The sequence below is a fragment of the Prevotella sp. E13-27 genome (assembly GCF_023217965.1).
GTDB lineage: Bacteria > Bacteroidota > Bacteroidia > Bacteroidales > Bacteroidaceae > Prevotella.
The window spans coordinates 1,302,431-1,323,493 of sequence record NZ_JALPSC010000002.1; the positions used below are offsets into that span (position 1 = coordinate 1,302,431).

At 46.0% G+C, this 21,063-nt stretch carries 18 protein-coding genes; 8 read left to right on the forward strand and 10 right to left on the reverse strand.

The features are described from left to right. Window positions 1-35 precede the first annotated feature (35 nt). From M1L52_RS14450 to M1L52_RS14480, 7 genes are all read right to left on the reverse strand, one after another. On the reverse strand, window positions 36-2,966 hold the full coding sequence (locus M1L52_RS14450) for a sugar-binding domain-containing protein (protein ID WP_248615730.1): 2,931 nt from the start codon (window positions 2,964-2,966) through the stop codon (window positions 36-38). A gap of 379 nt (window positions 2,967-3,345) precedes the next feature. Then, complete coding sequence (locus M1L52_RS14455) at window positions 3,346-4,098, reverse strand: exodeoxyribonuclease III (RefSeq protein WP_248615731.1); 753 nt, start codon at window positions 4,096-4,098, stop codon at window positions 3,346-3,348. A gap of 106 nt (window positions 4,099-4,204) precedes the next feature. Further along, window positions 4,205-4,699 (reverse strand): helix-turn-helix domain-containing protein, encoded by a 495-nt coding sequence (locus tag M1L52_RS14460; RefSeq protein ID WP_248615732.1) that lies wholly within the window; start codon window positions 4,697-4,699, stop codon window positions 4,205-4,207. Between the two features lie 776 nt (window positions 4,700-5,475). Beyond that, window positions 5,476-6,501, reverse strand: coding sequence for a DNA polymerase III subunit delta (gene holA / locus M1L52_RS14465; RefSeq protein ID WP_248615733.1), 1,026 nt, complete (start codon window positions 6,499-6,501; stop codon window positions 5,476-5,478). A gap of 2 nt (window positions 6,502-6,503) precedes the next feature. Next, window positions 6,504-8,132, reverse strand: coding sequence for a S41 family peptidase (locus M1L52_RS14470; RefSeq protein ID WP_248615734.1), 1,629 nt, complete (start codon window positions 8,130-8,132; stop codon window positions 6,504-6,506). A 14-nt stretch (window positions 8,133-8,146) separates the two neighbouring features. Next, window positions 8,147-8,566 carry a dCMP deaminase family protein gene (locus M1L52_RS14475; protein WP_248615735.1) on the reverse strand — a complete coding sequence of 140 codons (420 nt, stop codon included), beginning with the start codon at window positions 8,564-8,566 and terminating at the stop codon, window positions 8,147-8,149. A gap of 124 nt (window positions 8,567-8,690) precedes the next feature. Next, complete coding sequence (locus M1L52_RS14480; RefSeq protein ID WP_248615736.1) at window positions 8,691-10,787, reverse strand: M3 family metallopeptidase; 2,097 nt, start codon at window positions 10,785-10,787, stop codon at window positions 8,691-8,693. A 125-nt stretch (window positions 10,788-10,912) separates the two neighbouring features. Here M1L52_RS14480 and rlmD point away from each other — a divergent pair, with 125 nt between their 5' ends. Next, a complete protein-coding gene (rlmD, locus tag M1L52_RS14485) occupies window positions 10,913-12,409 on the forward strand; it encodes a 23S rRNA (uracil(1939)-C(5))-methyltransferase RlmD (RefSeq protein WP_248615737.1) in 1,497 nt (498 codons plus the stop codon). Window positions 12,410-12,474: 65 nt separating this feature from the next. Continuing rightward, a complete protein-coding gene (locus M1L52_RS14490) occupies window positions 12,475-13,974 on the forward strand; it encodes a DUF4301 family protein (protein ID WP_248615738.1) in 1,500 nt (499 codons plus the stop codon). A gap of 66 nt (window positions 13,975-14,040) precedes the next feature. Here the strand turns inward: M1L52_RS14490 and M1L52_RS14495 are convergent, their stop codons facing one another. Together M1L52_RS14495 and M1L52_RS14500 are read right to left on the reverse strand one after the other, a co-directional pair. Beyond that, window positions 14,041-15,207, reverse strand: coding sequence for an adenylyltransferase/cytidyltransferase family protein (locus M1L52_RS14495; RefSeq protein ID WP_248615739.1), 1,167 nt, complete (start codon window positions 15,205-15,207; stop codon window positions 14,041-14,043). A gap of 20 nt (window positions 15,208-15,227) precedes the next feature. Next, the gene (locus tag M1L52_RS14500; protein WP_248615740.1) at window positions 15,228-16,394 is read right to left on the reverse strand and encodes an FprA family A-type flavoprotein; all 1,167 of its coding nucleotides are present in this window, start codon (window positions 16,392-16,394) and stop codon (window positions 15,228-15,230) included. Window positions 16,395-16,549: 155 nt separating this feature from the next. On the opposite strand from M1L52_RS14500, the gene M1L52_RS14505 reads away from it, so the two are divergent. The 4 genes from M1L52_RS14505 (at window position 16,550) to M1L52_RS14520 (ending at window position 19,559) form a co-directional block, all read left to right on the forward strand. Beyond that, the gene (locus tag M1L52_RS14505; RefSeq protein ID WP_248615741.1) at window positions 16,550-16,825 is read left to right on the forward strand and encodes a TIGR03905 family TSCPD domain-containing protein; all 276 of its coding nucleotides are present in this window, start codon (window positions 16,550-16,552) and stop codon (window positions 16,823-16,825) included. 10 nt (window positions 16,826-16,835) lie between these two features. Continuing rightward, a complete protein-coding gene (locus tag M1L52_RS14510; protein ID WP_248615742.1) occupies window positions 16,836-17,156 on the forward strand; it encodes a TfoX/Sxy family protein in 321 nt (106 codons plus the stop codon). 537 nt (window positions 17,157-17,693) lie between these two features. Continuing rightward, window positions 17,694-18,935, forward strand: coding sequence for a VapE domain-containing protein (locus M1L52_RS14515; protein WP_248615743.1), 1,242 nt, complete (start codon window positions 17,694-17,696; stop codon window positions 18,933-18,935). A gap of 180 nt (window positions 18,936-19,115) precedes the next feature. After that, on the forward strand, window positions 19,116-19,559 hold the full coding sequence (locus tag M1L52_RS14520) for a DUF6078 family protein (protein ID WP_248615744.1): 444 nt from the start codon (window positions 19,116-19,118) through the stop codon (window positions 19,557-19,559). A gap of 61 nt (window positions 19,560-19,620) precedes the next feature. Here the strand turns inward: M1L52_RS14520 and M1L52_RS14525 are convergent, their stop codons facing one another. Then, window positions 19,621-19,869 carry a helix-turn-helix domain-containing protein gene (locus M1L52_RS14525; protein WP_248615745.1) on the reverse strand — a complete coding sequence of 83 codons (249 nt, stop codon included), beginning with the start codon at window positions 19,867-19,869 and terminating at the stop codon, window positions 19,621-19,623. A 348-nt stretch (window positions 19,870-20,217) separates the two neighbouring features. Here M1L52_RS14525 and M1L52_RS14530 point away from each other — a divergent pair, with 348 nt between their 5' ends. Together M1L52_RS14530 and M1L52_RS14535 are read left to right on the forward strand one after the other, a co-directional pair. After that, window positions 20,218-20,529, forward strand: coding sequence for a nucleotidyltransferase domain-containing protein (locus M1L52_RS14530; RefSeq protein ID WP_248615746.1), 312 nt, complete (start codon window positions 20,218-20,220; stop codon window positions 20,527-20,529). Next, a complete protein-coding gene (locus M1L52_RS14535) occupies window positions 20,526-20,924 on the forward strand; it encodes a HEPN domain-containing protein (protein ID WP_248615747.1) in 399 nt (132 codons plus the stop codon). Before M1L52_RS14530 ends, M1L52_RS14535 begins: the two co-directional genes overlap by 4 nt. The last annotated feature ends 139 nt before the right edge of the window (window positions 20,925-21,063 follow it).

The window sequence follows — 21,063 nt, forward strand, 5'->3', positions numbered from 1 at the left end:
CTAACTTCTCACCTCTCACCTCTAACCTCTCACCTCTACTTAATCTTAGGCTTCAACTCGTCAGGAGAGTCTTTGGTGAACATGTTGACAGCAGGTGCCTGAAGCGAGAAGAAATGATGAATGGTTTCAGGCGCGAGCACCAATGATGGTTGGAAGTCGCTGCTCTGCATGTAGCTAAGGATGGCATGACGCATCTGGCGTGCCACAGGGCGCTGATCGAGATTGCTGCTTATGTCCATAGTGGTCATGAGGAGACGGCCCTTCCCTACCCTTGCCTCGATGAGCATGCCCAGCTTGCGAGACACATGCCAGGTGTCGATGGGCTGTATGGGCGACTGATAGTCGTGAGGCAGCTCCATGAGGTTCATTACCTGAGCCTTGTTGAGAAGCTCCCACCAGTTGAGGTTCGACCAGTCGTCAGTGGGGAATCCATGCTTGAACAGAGGATGCTGATTGTCGATATAGGCGCCAGTGGTGTGAGGCGGACGCATCTTAAACCACGACGTGTTCCAGAAGACTGGCAGATAGGTCTGCTTGACATCGCTGCCCAGAGTCACTCTGCCAGCAGCCGTGAGGAGCACAGTGCCACCCTTGCGAAGGGTTTTCTCAGCCTTGGCATCGAGGGTGTCGGAAATATAGATGTTGCCCTTGTCCATAGCCACATCGCCACTCTTAGGATAGACCCAGAACTCCCAGTGGTTCTGCATGCGTCCAGAGACATGAACTGCAAGGGTGAGCTTCATGGGACGTGTTATGGCGCTGAGGTCATAGTCAACAGTTCCCATGGGGAGATTCTTACCCACAGGCAGAGTGCCAGAATAAAGCAGGCCGTTCTTCAGGAGATACAGGCTGTCGTCGCTTATGCTGTAGGTAACGTTGACACCATCGATGTTAGCGCTGAAAGCATTATACATCTCTACAGGAACAGTGAGCTTCTCGTCGTTGGTATAGACGAACTTGGGGAAACGGGCCAGAGGAACGATGACGCCACAGAACTCACGCCAGTCCTTAGCCGACACATAGCCCTTCTCACGCCAGAAGACGTTGAGAACGCCTGTCAAAGCCGTGCCCTGACCACTATAGTCGTTGAGTCCCAAGAGCTGGAAGCCGGCATAGTCCTGTGTGCGCAGATTGCGCTCAATCTCATACTTGTAGCAAAGGGTCTGAAGCTTTCCGCTTGACATGAGGAACTTATCAGCCTGCTGAGCCATTCCGTTGTCGCGTAACAGGTCGCGGAAGATCTCGAAATTATGGGCCTTGTAAACGCCTGTATACTGGCTTATCTCCTTAAAGTCGGGGAAGGCGCACCACTGGCCTTTCTCATGGGTGATAACAGGGGTGTTGTTTGGCTCCTGAGACTTGTAGTTACGAGGAAACTGAATGCCACTATAATAATCGTCATCAGACGACGGAGCACGCCTGTTCCACTCGTCAAGTCCGCGAGCACCACCCTTTACATGATACTCTGAACCTCCGTCCCATGCCCATCCGCCACCAACGGAAGCGCCTGCATAGATCTTCGTGGGGTCATATTTCTTCATCTCAGCCACCCACTTGTCGCAGTATCTCACCCAGTCGCCAGCAGGCTCGTTGCCAGCTGCCATCATGATGAACGATGGGTGATGGCCATAGGTATCGATGATGCGCTTCGACTCGTCAAGAAGATATTTGTCGATGGCCATGCCACGACTGAGCTTCACGCCATGATTAGGCCACGATGGACCCTCGGGCTGCAGATAGATGCCTACCCTGTCGGCAGCAGCGAAAGCGGCCTCAGGAGGGCAATAGCTATGGAAACGCACATGGTTGAGACCATACTCCTTGCACTTCAGGAAGATGCGCAGCCACTCGGCCTCGTCAGTGGGAGGAAAGCCTGTAAGGGGGAAACAGCAGTTCTCGACAGTGCCACGAAGGAAGAGTGGACGCCCATTGATGAGCAGTTGACGCCCATCTATGGAGATCTCACGCATGCCGAACATCGTCTCATAGACATCGTCGCCTGCCTCAATGGTGAGCTGATAAAGGTTTGGTGAGAACTCGTCCCACAGCTTCAGCATGCGACTAAGGTCAAACTCAAAACTCTCCTTGTTTCTCGAAGCCTCTCTTGCCATAACGGTCTTCAGCTCCTTAGTCTTACCACTGCCTACGGCCTTAATCGTAGCAATAACGTCATAGGTCTGCATAGGGAAGAAACGCACGCCATCAGTATGGTTCTCAAGATCTACATCGACACGGACTTTCTTATCGTGCAAATTAGGACGTATTCTGACGCTTTTGATGTTCAAATCGCGCCAGTGAGCCTGCAGTTCTATGCGACCTGTTATGCCGTTCCAGTTACCCTGAGTCTGATCAGTAACAGAATGCGAGTCCTGACCCACACAAACGTTCTCAATGCCGTTATACACACGGATACTGATATCGTTCTTGGAGCCAAACTTAATATACTTCGTGATATCGTAGAGATGAGGGGTAGAAAGACTCATGCAAGAGCCAACCTCGCGACCATTGACAAACACTTTTGTCTCAATGTGAGGACGCTCCAGAAACAGCTTTATACGCTGGTCTTTCAGCATTTTCGGAATGTAAACACGCTTATGATACCAAGCCGCACCCACGTAGTGATACTGGGGAGTGAGGAAGAAGGGGAACTTCATCTCGCCCTCCTTGCGATATTTCTCCATGTAGGGGTTGAAATAGTACGAGGAATCATAGAGAGAGCCTGTCCACTTGGTGTTCACGCTAACAGGATCGCCCTTACCATTGGTAAGCATTGAACCAGGAAGCATGACGTAGTCATTATACTCTGCGGGCTCTTTGCCTGACTCACAGTCGCCCTTAAAGAAATCCCACGCTCCAGATAATGATATTATCTGCTGTGCATCAACACTGCCGTATCCAGAAGACAGAAGAACGCTTACGAATGTTGTAAGGAAAAGGAAAAATATGATGATAAGAAATCGTTTCATTTCAGGATAATATATTTAGTATCGCCACTCCCTAACCCAAGCCTCTAAAGACCGAGAAAGAAGAATAGACGAAGTGGAGTTATTATTACAAAAATTCAGGGGCAAAATTATAAAATAATTTTGAACTCCAAAATAAATTATCAAGAAAACTAACAATAAAATCAAAAAACCAAGGATAATATCAAAAAAAATAGGTGGAACCGAGGGATGGTTCCACCAATAAAAAGTGATTCAAGACCTTTTCGTAATGCAGGATGAGAAAATCACTGCGCCTGATAATAGAGGTTTGGCTTTATAGCCAATGCAGGTTCTACTCTGCGGGCAAAGATATGAAAAACTTTCATATATTGTTCTTAAAAACAACGTTTTTTTGCATTTTTTAGCAGTTAAGCTCCAATTCCACAGGACAATGGTCGCTTCCAAGCACATCTGTATGTATCTTAGAATCAGCGACTTGAGCCATCAAACGATCTGACACGACGAAATAATCTATGCGCCACCCCACGTTCTTCTGACGTGCCTGGAAGCGATATGACCACCACGAATAGGTCTTACTGTCAGGATGGAGCGTGCGGAAAGTGTCTTTAAAGCCGCTCTCAAGCCATTTGCTGAACTTCTGGCGCTCATCGTCAGTAAAGCCTGGATTATTGTGATTGGTCTTAGGATTCTTAAGATCTATCTCCTCGTGAGCCACATTGAGGTCGCCACACACTATCACAGGCTTTTTGGCGTCAAGTTGCTGCAGATAACGCAGGAAATCATCCTCCCAACGCATGCGATAGTCAAGGCGCTTCAAACCATCCTGAGCATTGGGAACATAGACGTTTACAAGGTAAAAGTCGTTCATTTCCAGCGTAATAACGCGTCCTTCATGGTCGTGCTCATCGACTCCTATGCCATAGGTGACAGCCAGTGGTTTTTTGCGAGTAAAAATGGCTGTACCAGAATAGCCTTTCTTCTCTGCCGCATTCCAATAGCTCTCATAACCCTCAAAAGCTATGTCAAGCTGCCCTATTTGCATTTTTGTCTCCTGCAAACAGAAAAAATCTGCATCTAGCTGCTGAAAAATTTCAGAAAATCCCTTCCCAACACATGCCCTAAGGCCATTTACATTCCACGAAACAAATTTCATAGCAAAATATAGTTTTATTAGTCATTTGAAAGCAAAAAAAACAAGCACAAAAACTAAAAAAATTCAAGTTAGAGATATTTTATAAAAATATCGCACACTAAAAACGTCATTTTTTCTCAGGAACAAAGCTCTCCCAAGTCTGATCGTCATAAAACACTCGAATTTCAGTCACTCGGCGAGGTGTTTTGTCAAGATTTTTCATATTTTCGACATTCGATTCTGACCGTGTGTTTTTGACACTATTCTGATTATTGGATGGTCGAACGCCAGATTGAGGCATTTGTGACGAACTAGGATCGAAGTCAAAAATAAGACTACTTTCTCCTGATCTGGATGAATCGCCATTATATAATGTGTTAATCTCATCAGAAGTGGGGGAATCTGACTTTCCGTCATCATACATTGTTCCTTTTCCGAACATTAACCAGTCGGTACTGATGGAGGGTAGTTTCTTCTTTATGGCCTCAACGGTGTTGATGGTAGGCTTAGTGCGCTCAGTGAAAATTCCACTCAGAGTAGCTGGAGCAATTCCAACGAAGTCAGCGAACACCTGTTGAGTCATATGTTGAGACTCCATGATCTGCTTAATTCTGTCTTTCATCTTGCAATAAGTAAAAAATTAGGCCAAAAATGGCATTTTTCGTTCAATTCACAAAGGTAAACCAAAAAATTGATACAAACAATAAAATGTGAAATAATTTAAGTTTTTTATATTTTTAAATTCGTAAATAACAATTTACAATTCCATACTATAAATAAGCAAATAAAGGCTGTAATTTGCATTATTAAAATGTAAATTGCAATATTAGGCATAATATTTATTTTACTATTTTTACATAATTCATTGGTTATTAATAACTTATTAAGCACATTTAGAGTCCTAAACCCCTTAAAACGCCCAATATCATTATGTATATTTAAACTAAAGGCGCGATATTCTTTAACAAAATAACTCTAAACTTACTGGGTTTTAACAAGTTACACAATTAACAGCAAAGTTGTATGTATATCAATATAAAGACTTGAAGCAAAAATATTTTGATTTACATATACAAATTTAGACTTGTGATTTACATTTAAATATACAAATTTAGAGTATTAATATCCATAATACCTTTAGCGATTTAAATATTTAAAATTACGAATATCACATTTTTATATGTAAAAATTCTTTAACGCCAAATTTGAAAGGCGCAAAAATGCCAAAAATCGCCAAAACTTTAAAATTCTCGGCCAACTGTCAGGAAAATGAAAATACGCGAATTTTGAGGGTAGTTATTTTCGCTGGACTGCCCTATTCTACTCACTTTCGGGCAAAAAAAAGCACCCTTTCGGGCGCTAAATTTTAGAAATTCTAGAACGAGAAAAAGTGATTTTTTAGTGCAAAATGAAGAAAATCATCTCCTTCATCAGCTCTCCAGGAGGGGTATTTGGGTTATCCAATCCCTTACTTTTGGCATCTATTTCCCTAAATTTTGAAATTATCTGCATCACTTTCATTCCAGAATAATTTCGCATTCCGGACATATAATCTTTGGCAGCCCATGGTGATTTTAGTTCCAACCATTCTGCTACACCCTCTTGAGTTTTTTGGGGAGAATAATAAGCGAGCATCAAATTCTGGAAATAATTGAACATCATCGGGAGAAACGAGAAGATGCTTCCAGCTTTTGGATTTTTGTCAAAATAATTCATAATTTGGTTCGCCTTGAAAATATTTCTGTTAACAATGGCGTCCCTGAGCTCAAATCCATTAAAATCTTTGCTCACTCCAATCTGATCTTCCACCACCTGAGGTGTCACTCTCCTATCCTGTTCAGGCAAAGAAATCAAAACCTTGTCTAATTCGCTCACAAGACGGCTCAGATCGGCTCCAATGGCGTCGGCTATGAGTTGTGTCGATTTAGGGTCTATTGACGCGTTATTGCGCTTTAAATAGGCCTCTATGAAGGCAGGAAGGTCTCTATCGCGCAGTTTTGCGCTCTCAAAAAGCACTCCTGCCTGCTGAATAGCCTTCACAAAGTCGCGCTTACGGCCGTCAATTTTGCCATTTTTGTGACAAATAACGAGGACGGTTGTCTGGAGGGGCTGTTTTACGTACTTTTCCAGCGCCTCTGTATTCCTCAGGTTCTGTGCCTCTTTTACGATTACCACCTGGCGTTCTGCCATCATGGGATAGCGTCGGCATGTATCGGCAATCTGCGATGCAGTAACGTCGCTTCCAAAAAGCACCGTCTGGTTGAAGTCGCGCTCCTCAGGCTGAAGGGCGTGCTCAGCTATATAGTCTGCAATCTTATCAATATAGTAAGATTCCTCACCATGAAGATAATAGACTGGCTGATAATTGCCAGCTACCAAGTCTCGCATGATGCTCTCGTATGTCACAGCTTTCGATTCTGCCATTTCTATTTCTCTTGTTTTTCAGCTTTTGGGAAAGAATTTCCTTCTTTCATCAGGCGCAATGACTCTGTTATAGCAGGGTCATCGCTGTTAAGATATTCTATCCACTGCTGCTCGTCAAGAATGTTATAAATGATGCGACTGAAGAGATAGCGTTCTAACAGCTTGTAAGAACGCTGTATAAGCAGATTACGGCGTTTCAGGCCCTGCTTGTCGGCATAGTTGGCAAAGCGATCTACAATGCCTTGATGCTTCAGATATTTCTCCAGTGAAGGCACATCACCATAAGCAGACAGTTTCTGCCTGTTGTCATCAGTATAGTCATAGCAGAACTGGAGTATCAGTCCTGACATGCTTGCTTCTTTATAATAAGAGGTATAAGCTGTGGTGTCCTCGCCCACGAAGATGTCTGGCGTGATGCCACCTCCTCCATATACCACACGTCCATTGCTCGTGCGATATTCTGGTCCAGTGTGCTTTATGCTGTCCTGTGAGAAGAATTCGCCATGCTGATAGCGAATCATAAGATCCTCTTCATAGTTCTTGTCCTGCCCGCTAGTATAGGGTTTCTGTATGCAGCGTCCTGACGGCGTGTAATAGCGGGCTATCGTCAGGCGTATGATGGAGCCGTCGTTGAACTCGATTGGCTGCTGCACAAGTCCTTTACCAAACGAGCGACGGCCTATTATGGTGCCTCTGTCATTATCCTGTATAGCTCCAGAGAGAATCTCACTCGCAGAAGCCGAGCCTTCGTCGATAAGCACCACGAGAGGCATGTTCTGATAGCTTCCACGGCCATCAGAGCGATACTCCTGACGTGGCGAACGACGTCCTTCAGTATATACAATCAACTTGTTCTTTGGCAGGAATTCATTGGCTATCTGTACTGCCGAGCCGAGATAGCCTCCAGTATTGCCACGCAGGTCAATGACCAGGTTCTTGAAGTCCTCCTGAGACAGCTGTGCCAGAGCTATAAGCAGCTCAGGATAGGTATTCTCTCCGAAGTTCTTTATGCGAATGTAACCTGTCTCATCATCAAGCATATACGTTGCGTTGACGCTCTTCATTGGTATCTCTCCACGAGTTACGGTAAGCTGGCGCAGTTCTTTCTCGCCCCTGCGCAGGATGCCCAGCTTCACCTTCGTGTCCTTGACACCTTTCAGGGCATGCATGGCATACTCATTAGTAAGAATACTACCCACAAACGAGGAGTCGTCAACTTCCACGATCTTGTCGCCAGCCAACACTCCTGCCCGTTCTGCAGGGCCATTCTTTATCACATTTTGTACACGGAGCGTATCCTTACGGATTACGAACTCTATTCCTACTCCTGAAAACGAGCCTTTCAGATCGTCTTCTGCCATCTGACGATCTTTAGCTGAAATATATACAGAATGTGGATCAAGCTCAGACAGCAGCAAAGGCATGGCCTTTTCTACGAGGTCAGAAACATCGACTGTGTCCACATACTGGTCATCGACAATATGCAGAAGATTGTTCAGCTTGTTTGTTCCAGAGTTTATTATACTTAATCGGTTGCCTCCGAAATGGTTCGCATAGAAAGTGCCGATAAATATGCCTATCACAACACTCAAGGCGAGCCAAAGAGGCGAAAAGCGGTTATTATTGTTCATTTCTGAAGTTCAATCTAAAGTTCAAGATACACAACCTCTATTCCTGCACGTTCCAACAGCTCTATGCCGTCCATAAGACGATATTTCTCGCCATAGACGACACGTTTTATGCCTGCCTGGATTATCAGCTTTGCACACTCTATGCAGGGCGATGCCGTGATATAGATGGTTGCTCCGTCGCTATTGTTATTGCTTCTGGCAAGCTTTGTAATGGCGTTTGCCTCAGCATGCAGCACATAAGGCTTTGACACGTTGTTTTCGTCTTCACATATATTCTCAAAGCCTGTTGGAGTGCCATTGTAGCCGTCACTGATAATCATCTTGTTTTTCACTACCAGTGCGCCTACTTGACGACGCTGGCAATATGAGTTTTCAGCCCATATGCGTGCCATTCGCAGATAGCGCTCATCCAGTTTATGTTGTTTATCTTCCATAAGTGCAGTATAGTGGGTTTTTGTTCAACTTGCAAAAATAGGCATTTAAATTCAAATCACCAATTTTTTTGAAGAAAAATGCCTCTTCTACACTCAAAAACCGACTTTCACTCAATGGATTACATTACTTGCGCCTCTTTATGCCGTTTCTCCTAAGCAGTGCATCAATGGTAGGCTCACCACCACGGAAACGCTTATAGAGCGTCATGGGGTGCTCTGTACCGCCCTTTGAAAGTATGTTATCACGGAACGACTGAGCCGTCTTCTGGTCGAATATGCCATGTTTCTTGAATACAGAGAATGCATCGGCATCGAGCACCTCTGCCCACTTATAGCTATAGTAGCCTGCTGCATAGCCGCCTGCCATGATATGAGAGAACTGCACGGTCATGCAGGTATCAGTAAGCTGTTTTCCAAGTATAGCCTTCTTCCACGCTTCTTTCTCGAAGGGTATGACGTCGGCTGTAAACTCCTGACGCTGAGTGTAATAAGCCATATCAAGGAGTCCGAAGCTGACCTGACGCAGACATGCCGTTGCACACATGAAGTTACGGCTCTTGACTATACGGTCTATGAGCTCATCAGGAAGAGGCTCGCCTGTCTCATAGTGAAAAGCGAAGGTGCGCAGGAACTCTTTCTCAATAGAGAAATTCTCCATGAACTGCGAAGGAAGCTCCACAAAGTCCCACCACACGTTAGTTCCGCTAAGACTCTCAAAACGCGTATTAGCAAACATGCCGTGAAGAGAGTGGCCAAACTCGTGAAGGAAGGTCTCCACCTCGCCAAGCGTCAGCAGAGCAGGCTTCTCAGCAGTTGGTTTTGTGAGGTTCATCACAACAGACACATGAGGACGCACATTCTCACCCTTCTTGTCAATGAACTGTCCCTGATACTCCGTCATCCATGCACCACCCTGCTTGCCTTTACGAGGATGGAAATCGGCATAGAACACAGCAAGATAGGAGCCATCGCGATCGAACACTTCGTAAGCCTTTACATCAGGATGATATACAGGTATGTCTTTGTTTTCCTTAAACGTGATGCCATAAAGACGGTTGGCAAGACCAAACACTCCTTCGATGACCTTAGACAGCTCGAAATATGGGCGCAGCATCTCTGCGTCAATGTTATATTTCTTCAGCTGCAGTTTGTGGGAATAGAATGATGTATCCCAAGGCATGAGAGATGTTTCTTTCTCTTTTGAATTGCCTTTTGTAAAAGAGCTCGGCAGACTCTTTTTTATCTCTGCCAGTTCCTTCTCTGCTGTTGGCTTATATGCATCAATAAGGTCGTAGAGCAACTTATAAACACTCTTCACATTGCTTGCCATGCGATTCACCAGCACATAGTCTGCATAGGTCTTATAGCCCAACAACTGAGCAATCTCACGACGCAGGTTCACAAGTCGCTTGCAGATATCTATGTTGTTCTCGCTGTTGGCATGTGTGCAGAGCGTGTTACGAGCCATGTACATCTGCTCACGCAAATCGCGCTGGGTGCTATAAGTCATGAAAGGCGAATAAGAAGGATAGTCAAGGGTAAACACCCACCCCTCTTTCTCCTGCTCCTTAGCAGTCTGGGCAGCAGCATCGATGGCTGTCTGTGGCAGTCCGTCAAGCTGTTTCTCATCAGTAACATGCAGTGTGAAGGCCTTTGTCTCTTTCAGCAGGTTCTGAGAGAACTGTAGCGACAACATAGAAGCCTCTTCAGTCAGCTTGCGCAATTTGTCCTTGTCTTCAGGAGAGAGCAGAGCACCACTACGCACAAAGCCCTGATAGGTCTTCTCAAGGAGCATCTTCTCCTCTGGCGTGAGCTTACGATGATGGCGATGAACATACTTTATTCGTTCAAACAGTCGCTCGTTCAGTCTCACGTCGTTAGCATGCTGTGTCAGGATGGGCTGCATCTTCTGTGCCAAGGCATCCATCTCGTCGTTAGTCTCTGCCGACAGCAGATTGAAGAACACCGTTGACACACGCTCCAAGAGGTCGTAATAGCCTTCTGTATCATCATCCTTGTCTATGATGGTGTTATCAAAAGTGGGCTTTGCAGGATTGTTGATAGTCTTGTCTATCTGCTCATTATCACGACGTATGCCTTCCATGAACGCCTCTTCATAGTCTTCGAGACGAATCTTGTCAAACGGCACTGTGTCATGGGGAGTGTTATATTGTTCAAAAAACGGATTGACTCTTTTCTCTGTCTGCGTGTTATTATCCATTGTTACAGGGGTTATTTATTTGTTTTGAGTGCAAAGGTACTATTATGCGAGCAAAAATCCAAATAATTTTTCTATTTCAATGTTTTTTCGTACTTTTGCAAGCAAAAGCAAGATAATACGAAGAAATGACAAGAAAGAAAAAACCATTACCCATACTTGAGAATGTAACGATAGAGGCAGTTGCTGCCGAGGGCAAGAGTCTGTTCCATTGGGACGAGCTGGTAGTGTTTGTACCATTCTGTGTGCCTGGCGACATCTGCGACATTCAGATACGTCGCAAGAAGCACTCGTTTGCCGAGGGCGAAGTAGTTCGTTTTGTAAAGAAAAGTGACAAGCGTGCTGAACCATTCTGCAAACACTTCGGCGCCTGTGGAGGATGTAAGTGGCAGAACCTGCCATATGAAGAACAGCTGAAGTTCAAGCAGCAGCAGGTGTATGATCAGCTTCACCGCATAGGCAAGATTGAGCTTCCTGAGTTCCGTCCTATCCTCGGCTCAGTAAAGACACAAGAGTATCGCAACAAGCTCGATTACGGATGTGCCAACAAGCGCTATCTCACAAAAGACGAGATAGCCTCATTGCCTAATGACGAGAGCCAGAGCTTGAAAAATGCTCCTGCCATAGGCTTCCATATCACTGGTGCCTTCGATAAGATTCTTCCCATTGAGAAGTGCTGGCTCATGGACGACCTGCACAACAAGATTCGCAACGAGGTACGCGACTATGCAATAGAGAAAGGGCTCTCGTTCTTCGACCTTAGAGAGCAGACAGGACTTTTGCGCGACGTTATCATACGCAACTCTGCCTCTGGCGAATGGATGGTGATAGTGCAGTTCCACTTAGAAGCCTCCCCCAACCCCTCCGAAGGAAGGGAGAGCCGTTGGGATAGCCACGACGGAAAACAAGCTCTTGATTTACTGCAGCACATTGCCGACACATTCCCACAGATAACCTCCCTACTCTATCTCGACAACCAGAAGTGCAACGACACTATAGGCGATCAGGAGATTATCACTTTCAAGGGCACAGACCATATCTTCGAACTCATGGAAGACCTGCGCTTCAAGGTTGGTCCTAAATCGTTCTATCAGACTAACACTGAACAGGCATATCATCTGTACAGCGTAGCCCGAGAGTTTGCATTTGCCCCAATAGAAGGCGCAGAAATGCCAAGTTCTCCATTGGTCTATGATCTATATACTGGCACTGGAACGATAGCCAACTTCGTGGCTCGAAAGGCTCGTCAGGTCATTGGCATAGAATACGTTCCTGAAGCCATAGAGGATGCTAAGATCAACTCACAGGTGAACAATATTGACAACACGCTCTTCTATGCTGGCGACATGAAGGACATACTCACAGACGACTTCATTTCACGCCACGGACGTCCTGATGTCATCATCACCGATCCTCCACGTGCAGGCATGCATCCCGATGTGATAAAGACCATACTCAATGCTGCCCCACAGCGCATTGTCTATGTAAGCTGTAATCCTGCCACACAGGCGCGCGATCTTCACGACCTTGACACGCTCTATCGCGTAGTGGCTGTTCAGCCCGTTGACATGTTCCCACACACTCCTCATGTGGAAAATGTTGTATTATTAGAGAAAAAATTTTGACGTTTAAACACATAGTTGTATATTTGCAGTCAGATTATACCAATTAAAACAAAAACATTATAATCATGCTAACACAACAAGACCTGAAACAGATTGCTCAGCGTGGCATCACGGAAGAGCAGATTAAGACACAGTTAAAACAGTTTGAGACAGGTTTCCCATTCCTGAAGTTAGAAGCTGCAGCAAGCGTAGGCAACGGCATCGTTGCCCCCAACGAGCAGCAGCGCAAAGACTATGTAGCAGCATGGGAAGCATACAAGGCAGAAGGTCGCCGCGTGGTGAAGTTCGTGCCTGCCTCAGGTGCTGCAAGCCGCATGTTCAAGAACATGTTCGCCTTTGTCGATGCCGACTATGACGTTCCAACAACCGACTTCGAGAAGAAGTATTTCAATGACATTGAGAAGTTCGCCTTCTACGATGCTCTCGACGCTGTATGCCGCAAGAACGAAGGCATGGGCATCAAGGAGCTTATGGCTGCAGGCAAATACAAGGCTGTGGCTGCCAACATGCTGAAGAAGGAAGGACTGAACTATGGTCAGCTGCCAAAGGGCATGCTGCTGTTCCACAAATATGCTGAGGGTGCACGCACACCAATGGAAGAGCATCTTGTAGAAGGCGCACTCTATGCTGCCAGCAATGGTGAGGCTCACGTACACTTCACCGTGTCTCACGAGCATATTGAATTCTTCAAGCAGAAGGTAGCAGAGAAGGCCGACGGATTTGCAAAGAAATATGGCATCAAGTATGACATCACCTTCTCTGAGCAGAAGCCATCTACAGACACCGTTGCTGCAAATCCTGACAATACGCCTTTCCGCGAGGCTGACGGCTCTCTGCTGTTCCGTCCTGGTGGTCACGGAGCACTTATCGAGAACCTCAATGAGATTGAGGCTGACGTCATATTCATTAAGAACATCGACAACGTTGTGCCTGATCGCTTGAAGCCAGAGACAGTAGAATGGAAGCAGATCATAGCTGGCGTGCTCGTCACTCTGCAGAAGCAGGCCTTTGAGTATCTGCGTCAGTTGGATAACAACCCATCAGACGCCCAAATCGCCCGAATCGCCCAGTTCGTAGAGAAAAACCTCTGCACCAATCCTAAGAATCAGAAGGTCGATGCCGACTATCTTCGTCGCAAGCTGAATCGCCCAATGCGCGTATGCGGAGTCGTGAAGAATGTAGGCGAGCCTGGCGGAGGTCCATTCCTCACATACAATCAGGACGGAACTGTAAGCCTGCAGATTCTTGAGAGCTCACAGATTGACACCAATAACGCTGAATACATGAAGATGTTCACACAGGGCACACACTTCAACCCCGTTGACCTCGTATGCGCTGTGAAAGACTACAAGGGACAGCCATTCAACCTGCCTGACTTCATAGACAAGACCACAGGCTTCATCTCTTCTAAGTCGAAGAGTGGCAAGGAGCTGAAGGCTCTTGAATTGCCAGGCCTCTGGAATGGTGCCATGAGCGACTGGTCAACAATCTTCGTTGAAGTGCCCCTCGGCACCTTCAATCCAGTGAAGACTGTCAACGACCTGCTCCGCGAACAACATCAGTAAGATACAAACAAAAAGAAAGGCTCTCGCAACGTTGTGAGAGCCTTTTTTTATATTATTTTAGCTTGCCTACATTCCAGGACGGCGTATAGTCAGCCTTATGGCTTCTTCGTGTTCTTTTGCAAATGTTTCTGCATCGGAAACCACACAGGCAAGATAGCCACCACCACCGGCGCCTGGCATCTTGTATGCCATCACGAGTTTTTCATATTTTTCTATGTACGAAGGCACGCTGCCCTGAATCATGGCAGGGAACATAGCCACCTGTGCTTCAAACGAAGCCTTGTATGCTGACGCGAAACGCTCAAGGTCGCGAGCCAGAATAGCGTTCCAACAGTCATCAGCGGCCTTTGCCAGAGCCTTCACCTTTGGCTCAGTGATATCCTTACCCTCTACAACAGAGCATCCTGCCTTACGCGGCTCCATGGGAATCATAACCAAATGGTTCTCCAACCATGACAGCACGCCATCATCATAGCATGTCTCAATCTTCTCAGGCCAGAAACGGTTGTTATACCAATGTCTGCACAGTCCTGGCACACAGATGCCTATAGAGTCTTGCGCCCCACTGATTATTCCATCGCTACGCTCAGGGTCGTTCTCAAAGCAGAACACCAGCTTTGCCAGCATCTCTGGGTCCATGTTTGGCAACTGATAGGGCCATATCTTCTTTATCATATTGCGCGTTGATGTAGAAAGGCCACATCTGTCACGCACTTCAAATGTAGGCTCCAACGATATTGTTATAGCCCATCCTGGCGCATAACAGCTAACATAAGGCTGGTCAATCCATGTGCCAGCAAGATCCAATCTGGTAGGTATCTGACTTTCAGTCTTCTTAAGGTCAGTACTGCTACGCGCCTTCAGTCCCTCCTGGGGCACACGCTGCAACACTACATACTCAATGCCGTGCTCCTCGCAGAACCTTCTTTTCTCGTCATTGCCACCATCTTCGTTTACCACCAAGATGTCTGGCTTCAGCGCCTCAACAGTAGGCACAAAGTCCATGATGCCGCTTCCAGCATTGATAAACGCATCTTTCACATATCTGATGCTCTTTACCATGAACAGACGCTCTTGCTCGCTATAAACTGTTTTATGGTGCTTGTATTCAAGGATTGTTGCATCTGATCCTATTCCTACATACAGGTCGCCATATTCAGCAGCCTGACGAAAGAACTCCACATGACCACTATGCAGCAAATCATAGCATCCACTAACAAAGACTTTCTTCATAATATGTTTTCTTTCGTCAATTATGAAAGAAGGCTCTCTGCCAGCTTTTCAAGACTTGCCTCATCTTCCTTCTTCATACGAGAGCGGATGGTGACCATAGGCTCCACTATTTCACAGTCCTTCATGGCCTCTATCATGCCTCTCATCACCTTACCAGCTACTGGAGCCCAGCTGCCATTTTCAATGATACCGAACTTGCGCTTCTGGTAGTTCTTTATTTGCAGATGATACAGGAAGTCGTGCATCACTGGGAACACACCAGCATCATAGCTCGAGGCTGCTACAACGACTGTGGGATAGCGGAAGGCATCCTCGATGACCTCGGCCATATCCTCGCGACTTAAGTCGCTGACAACGACCTTCTTAGCGCCCTTCTCGCGGAGTATCTCGCCCAGGCGCTCAGCAGCCTTAGCCGTACCACCATGAATGCTGGCGTAGGCTATCAAGATACCCTCGCTCTCGGGCTCGTATTTGCTCCATGTGTCGTAGAGTTTCACGGCGTTAGCAAGAGCCTCTCCCTTCAACACAGGACCATGCAGCGGACAGATAGCCTGCACATCCAGAGCTGCCATCTTTTTCACAACGCCCTGCACCTGCACGCCATATTTTCCACAGATGTTAAAGTAATAACGACGAGCCTCGCAAGCCCAGTCATCAGTCTCATGCACTAATGCGCCAAACTTACCAAAGCCATCAGCCGAGAACAGCACCTTGTCCGTAGTATCATAGCTCATTATAACCTCTGGCCAGTGAATCATAGCTGCACCAATAAACTGGAGTGTATGCTTACCTAATGCGAGGGTATCGCCCTCTTTCACGGTAACCACTCGTCCTGTAAAATCTACTCCCTCAAAGAAGTTGGCCAGCATTTTCACGGCCTGAGCGCTGCAAACCAACTGAAGGTTGGGATACGTCTCCAGCATCCAAGCGATGAGTGCTGAGTGGTCAGGCTCCATGTGGTGAGCCACAAGATAGTCAGGCTGACGGCCATTCAGAGCAGCAGTAAGGTTTGCTTTCCACTCCTCACCCTTACGGGCATCAGCAGTATCCAGCACCGCTATCTTCTCATCGTCTATGAGATACGAGTTATAACTCATGCCCTCGGGCACCACATACTGACTCTCAAACAAATCGATGTCGAGGTCATCCACACCGATATACTTAATTGTATCGCTAATCATATTCATAGTTTCATAATGTTTCTGGCGTGCAAATTTACTGATAAGAATTGAAATATGCAAATATTACATGCTGAAAGGAGAAAAATTGCTTTTCTCAGATGATTATCGGAAAAGAATCATTAAATTTGCAGTCTAAACATCAAACAAAAAAAGAATCTATAATGAAAACAAAGCATGTACAGTATCAGACTCACGGTACCTGTTCACAGTTGATAGACGTAACAGCCGATGAGCACGACGTTATCCAGCAGGTATTCTTTCTTGGCGGATGCAATGGCAATCTGCAAGGTATCAGTCAGTTGGTAAGAGGTCAGAAGATTGACGATGTCATTCCTCGCTTGAACGGCATCCGCTGTGGCAGTAAGGGCACCTCATGCCCTGACCAGTTGTGTCGCGCCCTCGAACAGTTGAAGCAGGCTCCTGCAAAAGACGAATGATGATAGGACTATGGCAAGCAATACCGATTTTGTACAATACATCGCCGACCAGTGTAGTGGCGCAGGCGAGATTATTGTGAAAAAGATGTTTGGCGACTACGGCATCTATTGTGACGGAAAGATCTTCGGACTCATCTGTGACGACTGTTTCTATCTAAAGCCCACAGAGGCCGTCCGTCCCTTACTCCGTGTCATAGATATGCGTCCGCCCTACGATGGTGCCAAAGACTACTTTTATATTGCCGATGTCGATGACTGCGACTACCTCTCTCACATAGTCCGTGAAACCTGTAAGGTCCTGCCTGAGCCGAAGCCGAAAAAGAAAAAGTAACGAAATCTCAATTATTCCTTTCCATCGAGATATTCAAATTCCACATAATCTTCCGTTGGATTAAAGTCCAAAGTCGTGGGATCCACATCCTCATCAACAACTCCCCAATTGGGGAATGTTTTGTTCCCTTCTTGGGAATAATTGACAATTGGTAAGAACAAGTGTTGCATTATTGACAAAAAATGTCATTATCGATTAATTCTCAACTCATGACGTTTCCTGATTTTTATTGACTGTCATTGAAAAATCTCTCATCCCTCCCGTCGAATGACTAAAAACCTATTGAATAAAGGGATTGCGCGTTTTTCACCCCTCCCTTCATCCCTCCCATCATCCCTCCCATCATCCCTCCCATACCTCTCCAATTTCTCCTCCCATCGTTCCCCTAAAGAATGGTTTAACAATTGGAAAAAAATATGGAATTATTATAATGAAAAACTTGCAGAATCGAGATTATTTTTGTACCTTTGCATCATTGAGAAACACGCTATGAAAAGCGCAAAAACAAACTATTTTATTTATTGAAAAACCACATTTATGGAAAAAAACATTACTACAACTGGTGAGGCACTTGCTGCTTCACAGGAGGCAACTCTCGTCATCGAGCAGTTCCTCAACGAGAACTATCGTTTCCGCAGAAACATTCTGAACGGAAAGGTTGAATTTGCGATTCTGCCCAAGGAAACTGGGGCAAATTTCTCTGGTGCCTCTGATGAGGCTGAGTTAATTTACAGGCCGTTGACACAGGCAGCCCTGAACAGCATCGTGATTCGTGCCAAGCGCGAACAGGTGATGGAAAAGGGTAACCCCAAGGCTGAGATAACGGAGTATGTGCAGTCGGAGGAGATTCCTGAACACAATCCTGTTCAGGACTTTCTTAACAACTTGCCAAAATGGGACGGACAGAACCACATAGCACGCATCTTCGCTCGCATTCCAGGCATCACGTCAGAACAGATGAACTACCTGACCATCTGGCTGCGCTCTGCTGTGGCCCACTGGATGCAGATGGACATGCTTCACGGCAACGAGTGCGTACCTACGCTAATCGGTTCACAGGGCTGTGGCAAGACCACCTTCGTGCGCCGTTTGCTGCCTCAGCACTTGCGTCAGTACTATCTGGACCACCTGAACCTCTCTAACAAGTTTGACAAGGAGATGGCGCTGACAAACAATCTGCTGGTAAACCTCGATGAGCTCGATGCCATCCGTCCTTCTCAGCAGTCATCTCTGAAGCAGACGCTAAGCGTGAGCAAGGTTAACGGACGCCCCATCTTCGGGCGTGCCCAGGAGGACCGCACACGCTTTGCCTCGTTTGTGGCAACCACCAACAATCGTCATCCGCTGAAGGATGCCACAGGCTCGCGTCGCTATATCTGCATCCTGATTCCTGATGGACAGCTGATTGACAACACGGGAGATATAGACTATGGTCAGCTCTATGCACAGGTGATATTCGAACTGCTGGAGCAGAAAGCGCCCTACTGGTTCAACAACGACGAGGTAGCTCGCATCCAGCAACTTAATCAGGACTACATAGAGAAGAAAGACCTGGGCGAGATGTTTGTGGCCTGCTTCCGGCAGCCTCATGAGGGCGAGATGGTGAAGACGATGAACTGTGGCGAGATAATCAACATCATGCAAAAGGACTACCCTACTCTTCAGAACACCTTTAGCAACAAAATCAGGCTTGGAAAGGCCATCTCGGCTCTTGGTTTCAAGCACAAGGAACATTCCCACGTGGCCTATTACGATGTAATACCCATGAAAGCTGCATGAGGTGTGACGGGAGGGTTATGGGAGGGATGAAGGGAGGGATGAAGGGAGGGGTGAAAAACGCGCAATCCCTTTATTCAAAAGGCTTTTAGTCACACGACGGGAGGGATGAGAGATTTTTCAATGACAGTCAATAAAAATCAGGAAACGTCATGAATTGAGAATTGAAAATTGAAAATTACTATGGAAAACAAAGAACTGAAAGCAAAAGACATACCTTGGGGTTATGCCCTGTGTTTCAACGATGGTTGCAACCGCAAGGATAACTGTATGCACTATCACGCCAGGCTGTTGACTGCTCAGCAGGAACAGTTCACTGGTCAGGCAGTATATCCCACCGCCTGGCAGAATGGCGAGTGCCGCTGCTACTGCGAGAAGAAGCTGGTACGAAAGGCTTGGGGATTCAGTCATCTGTATGACAATGTGCCTAAACAAAAGATAGCGGAGGCTCGTAAATGCGTGCGCTCATACTTTAGCGCAGGCATGGGCCCCTACTATCGTGTTCATCATGGCGAGAACATGCTCACGCCCAAGCAACAGGACGACATCATGCAAATCCTCGCCCGCTTCGGCAGTACCGATGGCATCCGCTTCGACCACTACGAAACAGACTGGGCCTTCGAATGACAGATCATTCCCAACCCTTAAACTCAAAGCGAGCTACTGTTCATCAGCGGCTCGCTTTGTGCTATTCTTTTTTACTATAAGTTCTGTTCTTATTGCCTCCATGTGGTTCTAAGTAGCCATACTCAGTAAGCTGGCGCAGATACCGTTTGGCCGTAGTAGAATTAAAACCAAAGTTACTGACTATTTGTTCTGTGGTAAGTTCGTCCTTATCAGCCACAAATTCCAGAATATCGACCAGTTTCTCTGCCAAAGAAGGCTTTATCGACCATTTATCGACCATTTTCTTCTGCAAATCCTGTTTATCGACCATTTTCTCACTAGTGGATTCAATATAATGGTCGATATCTGCTCTGATATACCCAGTTCCTTATGTTGCTGGAGTAATTGTAACAATATATCTTTATCTCCTTTTGTCATATTTTGTTTGCAAAGATACACCTTTTTTTATTAATATCGTATGCAAAAAACGAAAATGTTACGTTCCCAAGAATAGTTTATTTTCATCGTCCCTCTTTCTGATGACACGGTGCTTGTCCCTAATGACAATATACGTGTCAGCGGAACTGTCCCTTCTATATCACCTGTGGCAACTTTCTGCATCAAAATTTGGAAGTCTCAGAAATTGTTTGTATCTTTGCCTGCAAGAAGAACGATTACTATGGACAAGAAGATCATTGAAAACATCAAAAAGACACTTGACGCGAATCTGCCCAAGCAGGCTACGGCAATGCTTTATGGTTCGCAAGCTCGCGGTGATGCCCGTCAGGAATCGGATTGGGACATACTGATAGTTCTCGACAAAGACAGGCTGACCCCTGAGGATTACGACACCATTACCTATCCACTGACCAAACTCGGTTGGGATATGGGTGCCGAAATCAACCCCATCATGTATACCAAGAAAGAATGGGAGGCCAGCCGTATCACTCCGTTCTATCACAACGTAATAGAAGATGCCATTGCCCTATGAGTTTGAATGATGAAGAGAGAAAAACTTTGGTAAAGCTCCAGATGGAAAAAGCCAACCGCTTTTTAGATCAGGCGGAAATGGTGAGAGGTTTGCAACAGTGGGATTTGGCTGCGAACCGCTACTATTATGCGTGTTTCCATGCTGTTCAGGGCTTGTTTATTCATCATGGACTGGCTAGTAAGAGGCATACCGGTATGTTGAGCCAGTTCGGACTACACTTCATCAAAACAGGTATTATAGAAGATAGACTGGGTGGGTTTCTAACCCGAATGGAGCAACTGAGAGAAAAGGGAGATTACAACTGTTTCTTTTCAATCAACGAAGAAGAACTGAGCACAATCGTGGAACCTGCCTATGAGTTAGTTAAGGTAATAGCTGAGCTAATTCAGCAATAAGATAAATGTTGAACCCTTAAAACCACAGATGCCTATGGGCAAAGAATGAAATAACTGAAAATAAGGACATATAGGATGAATATCCACTTTTAGATTCTTGTTTCTGAAAATCGGCAAAATTGACAGAATGTAGCAAGGA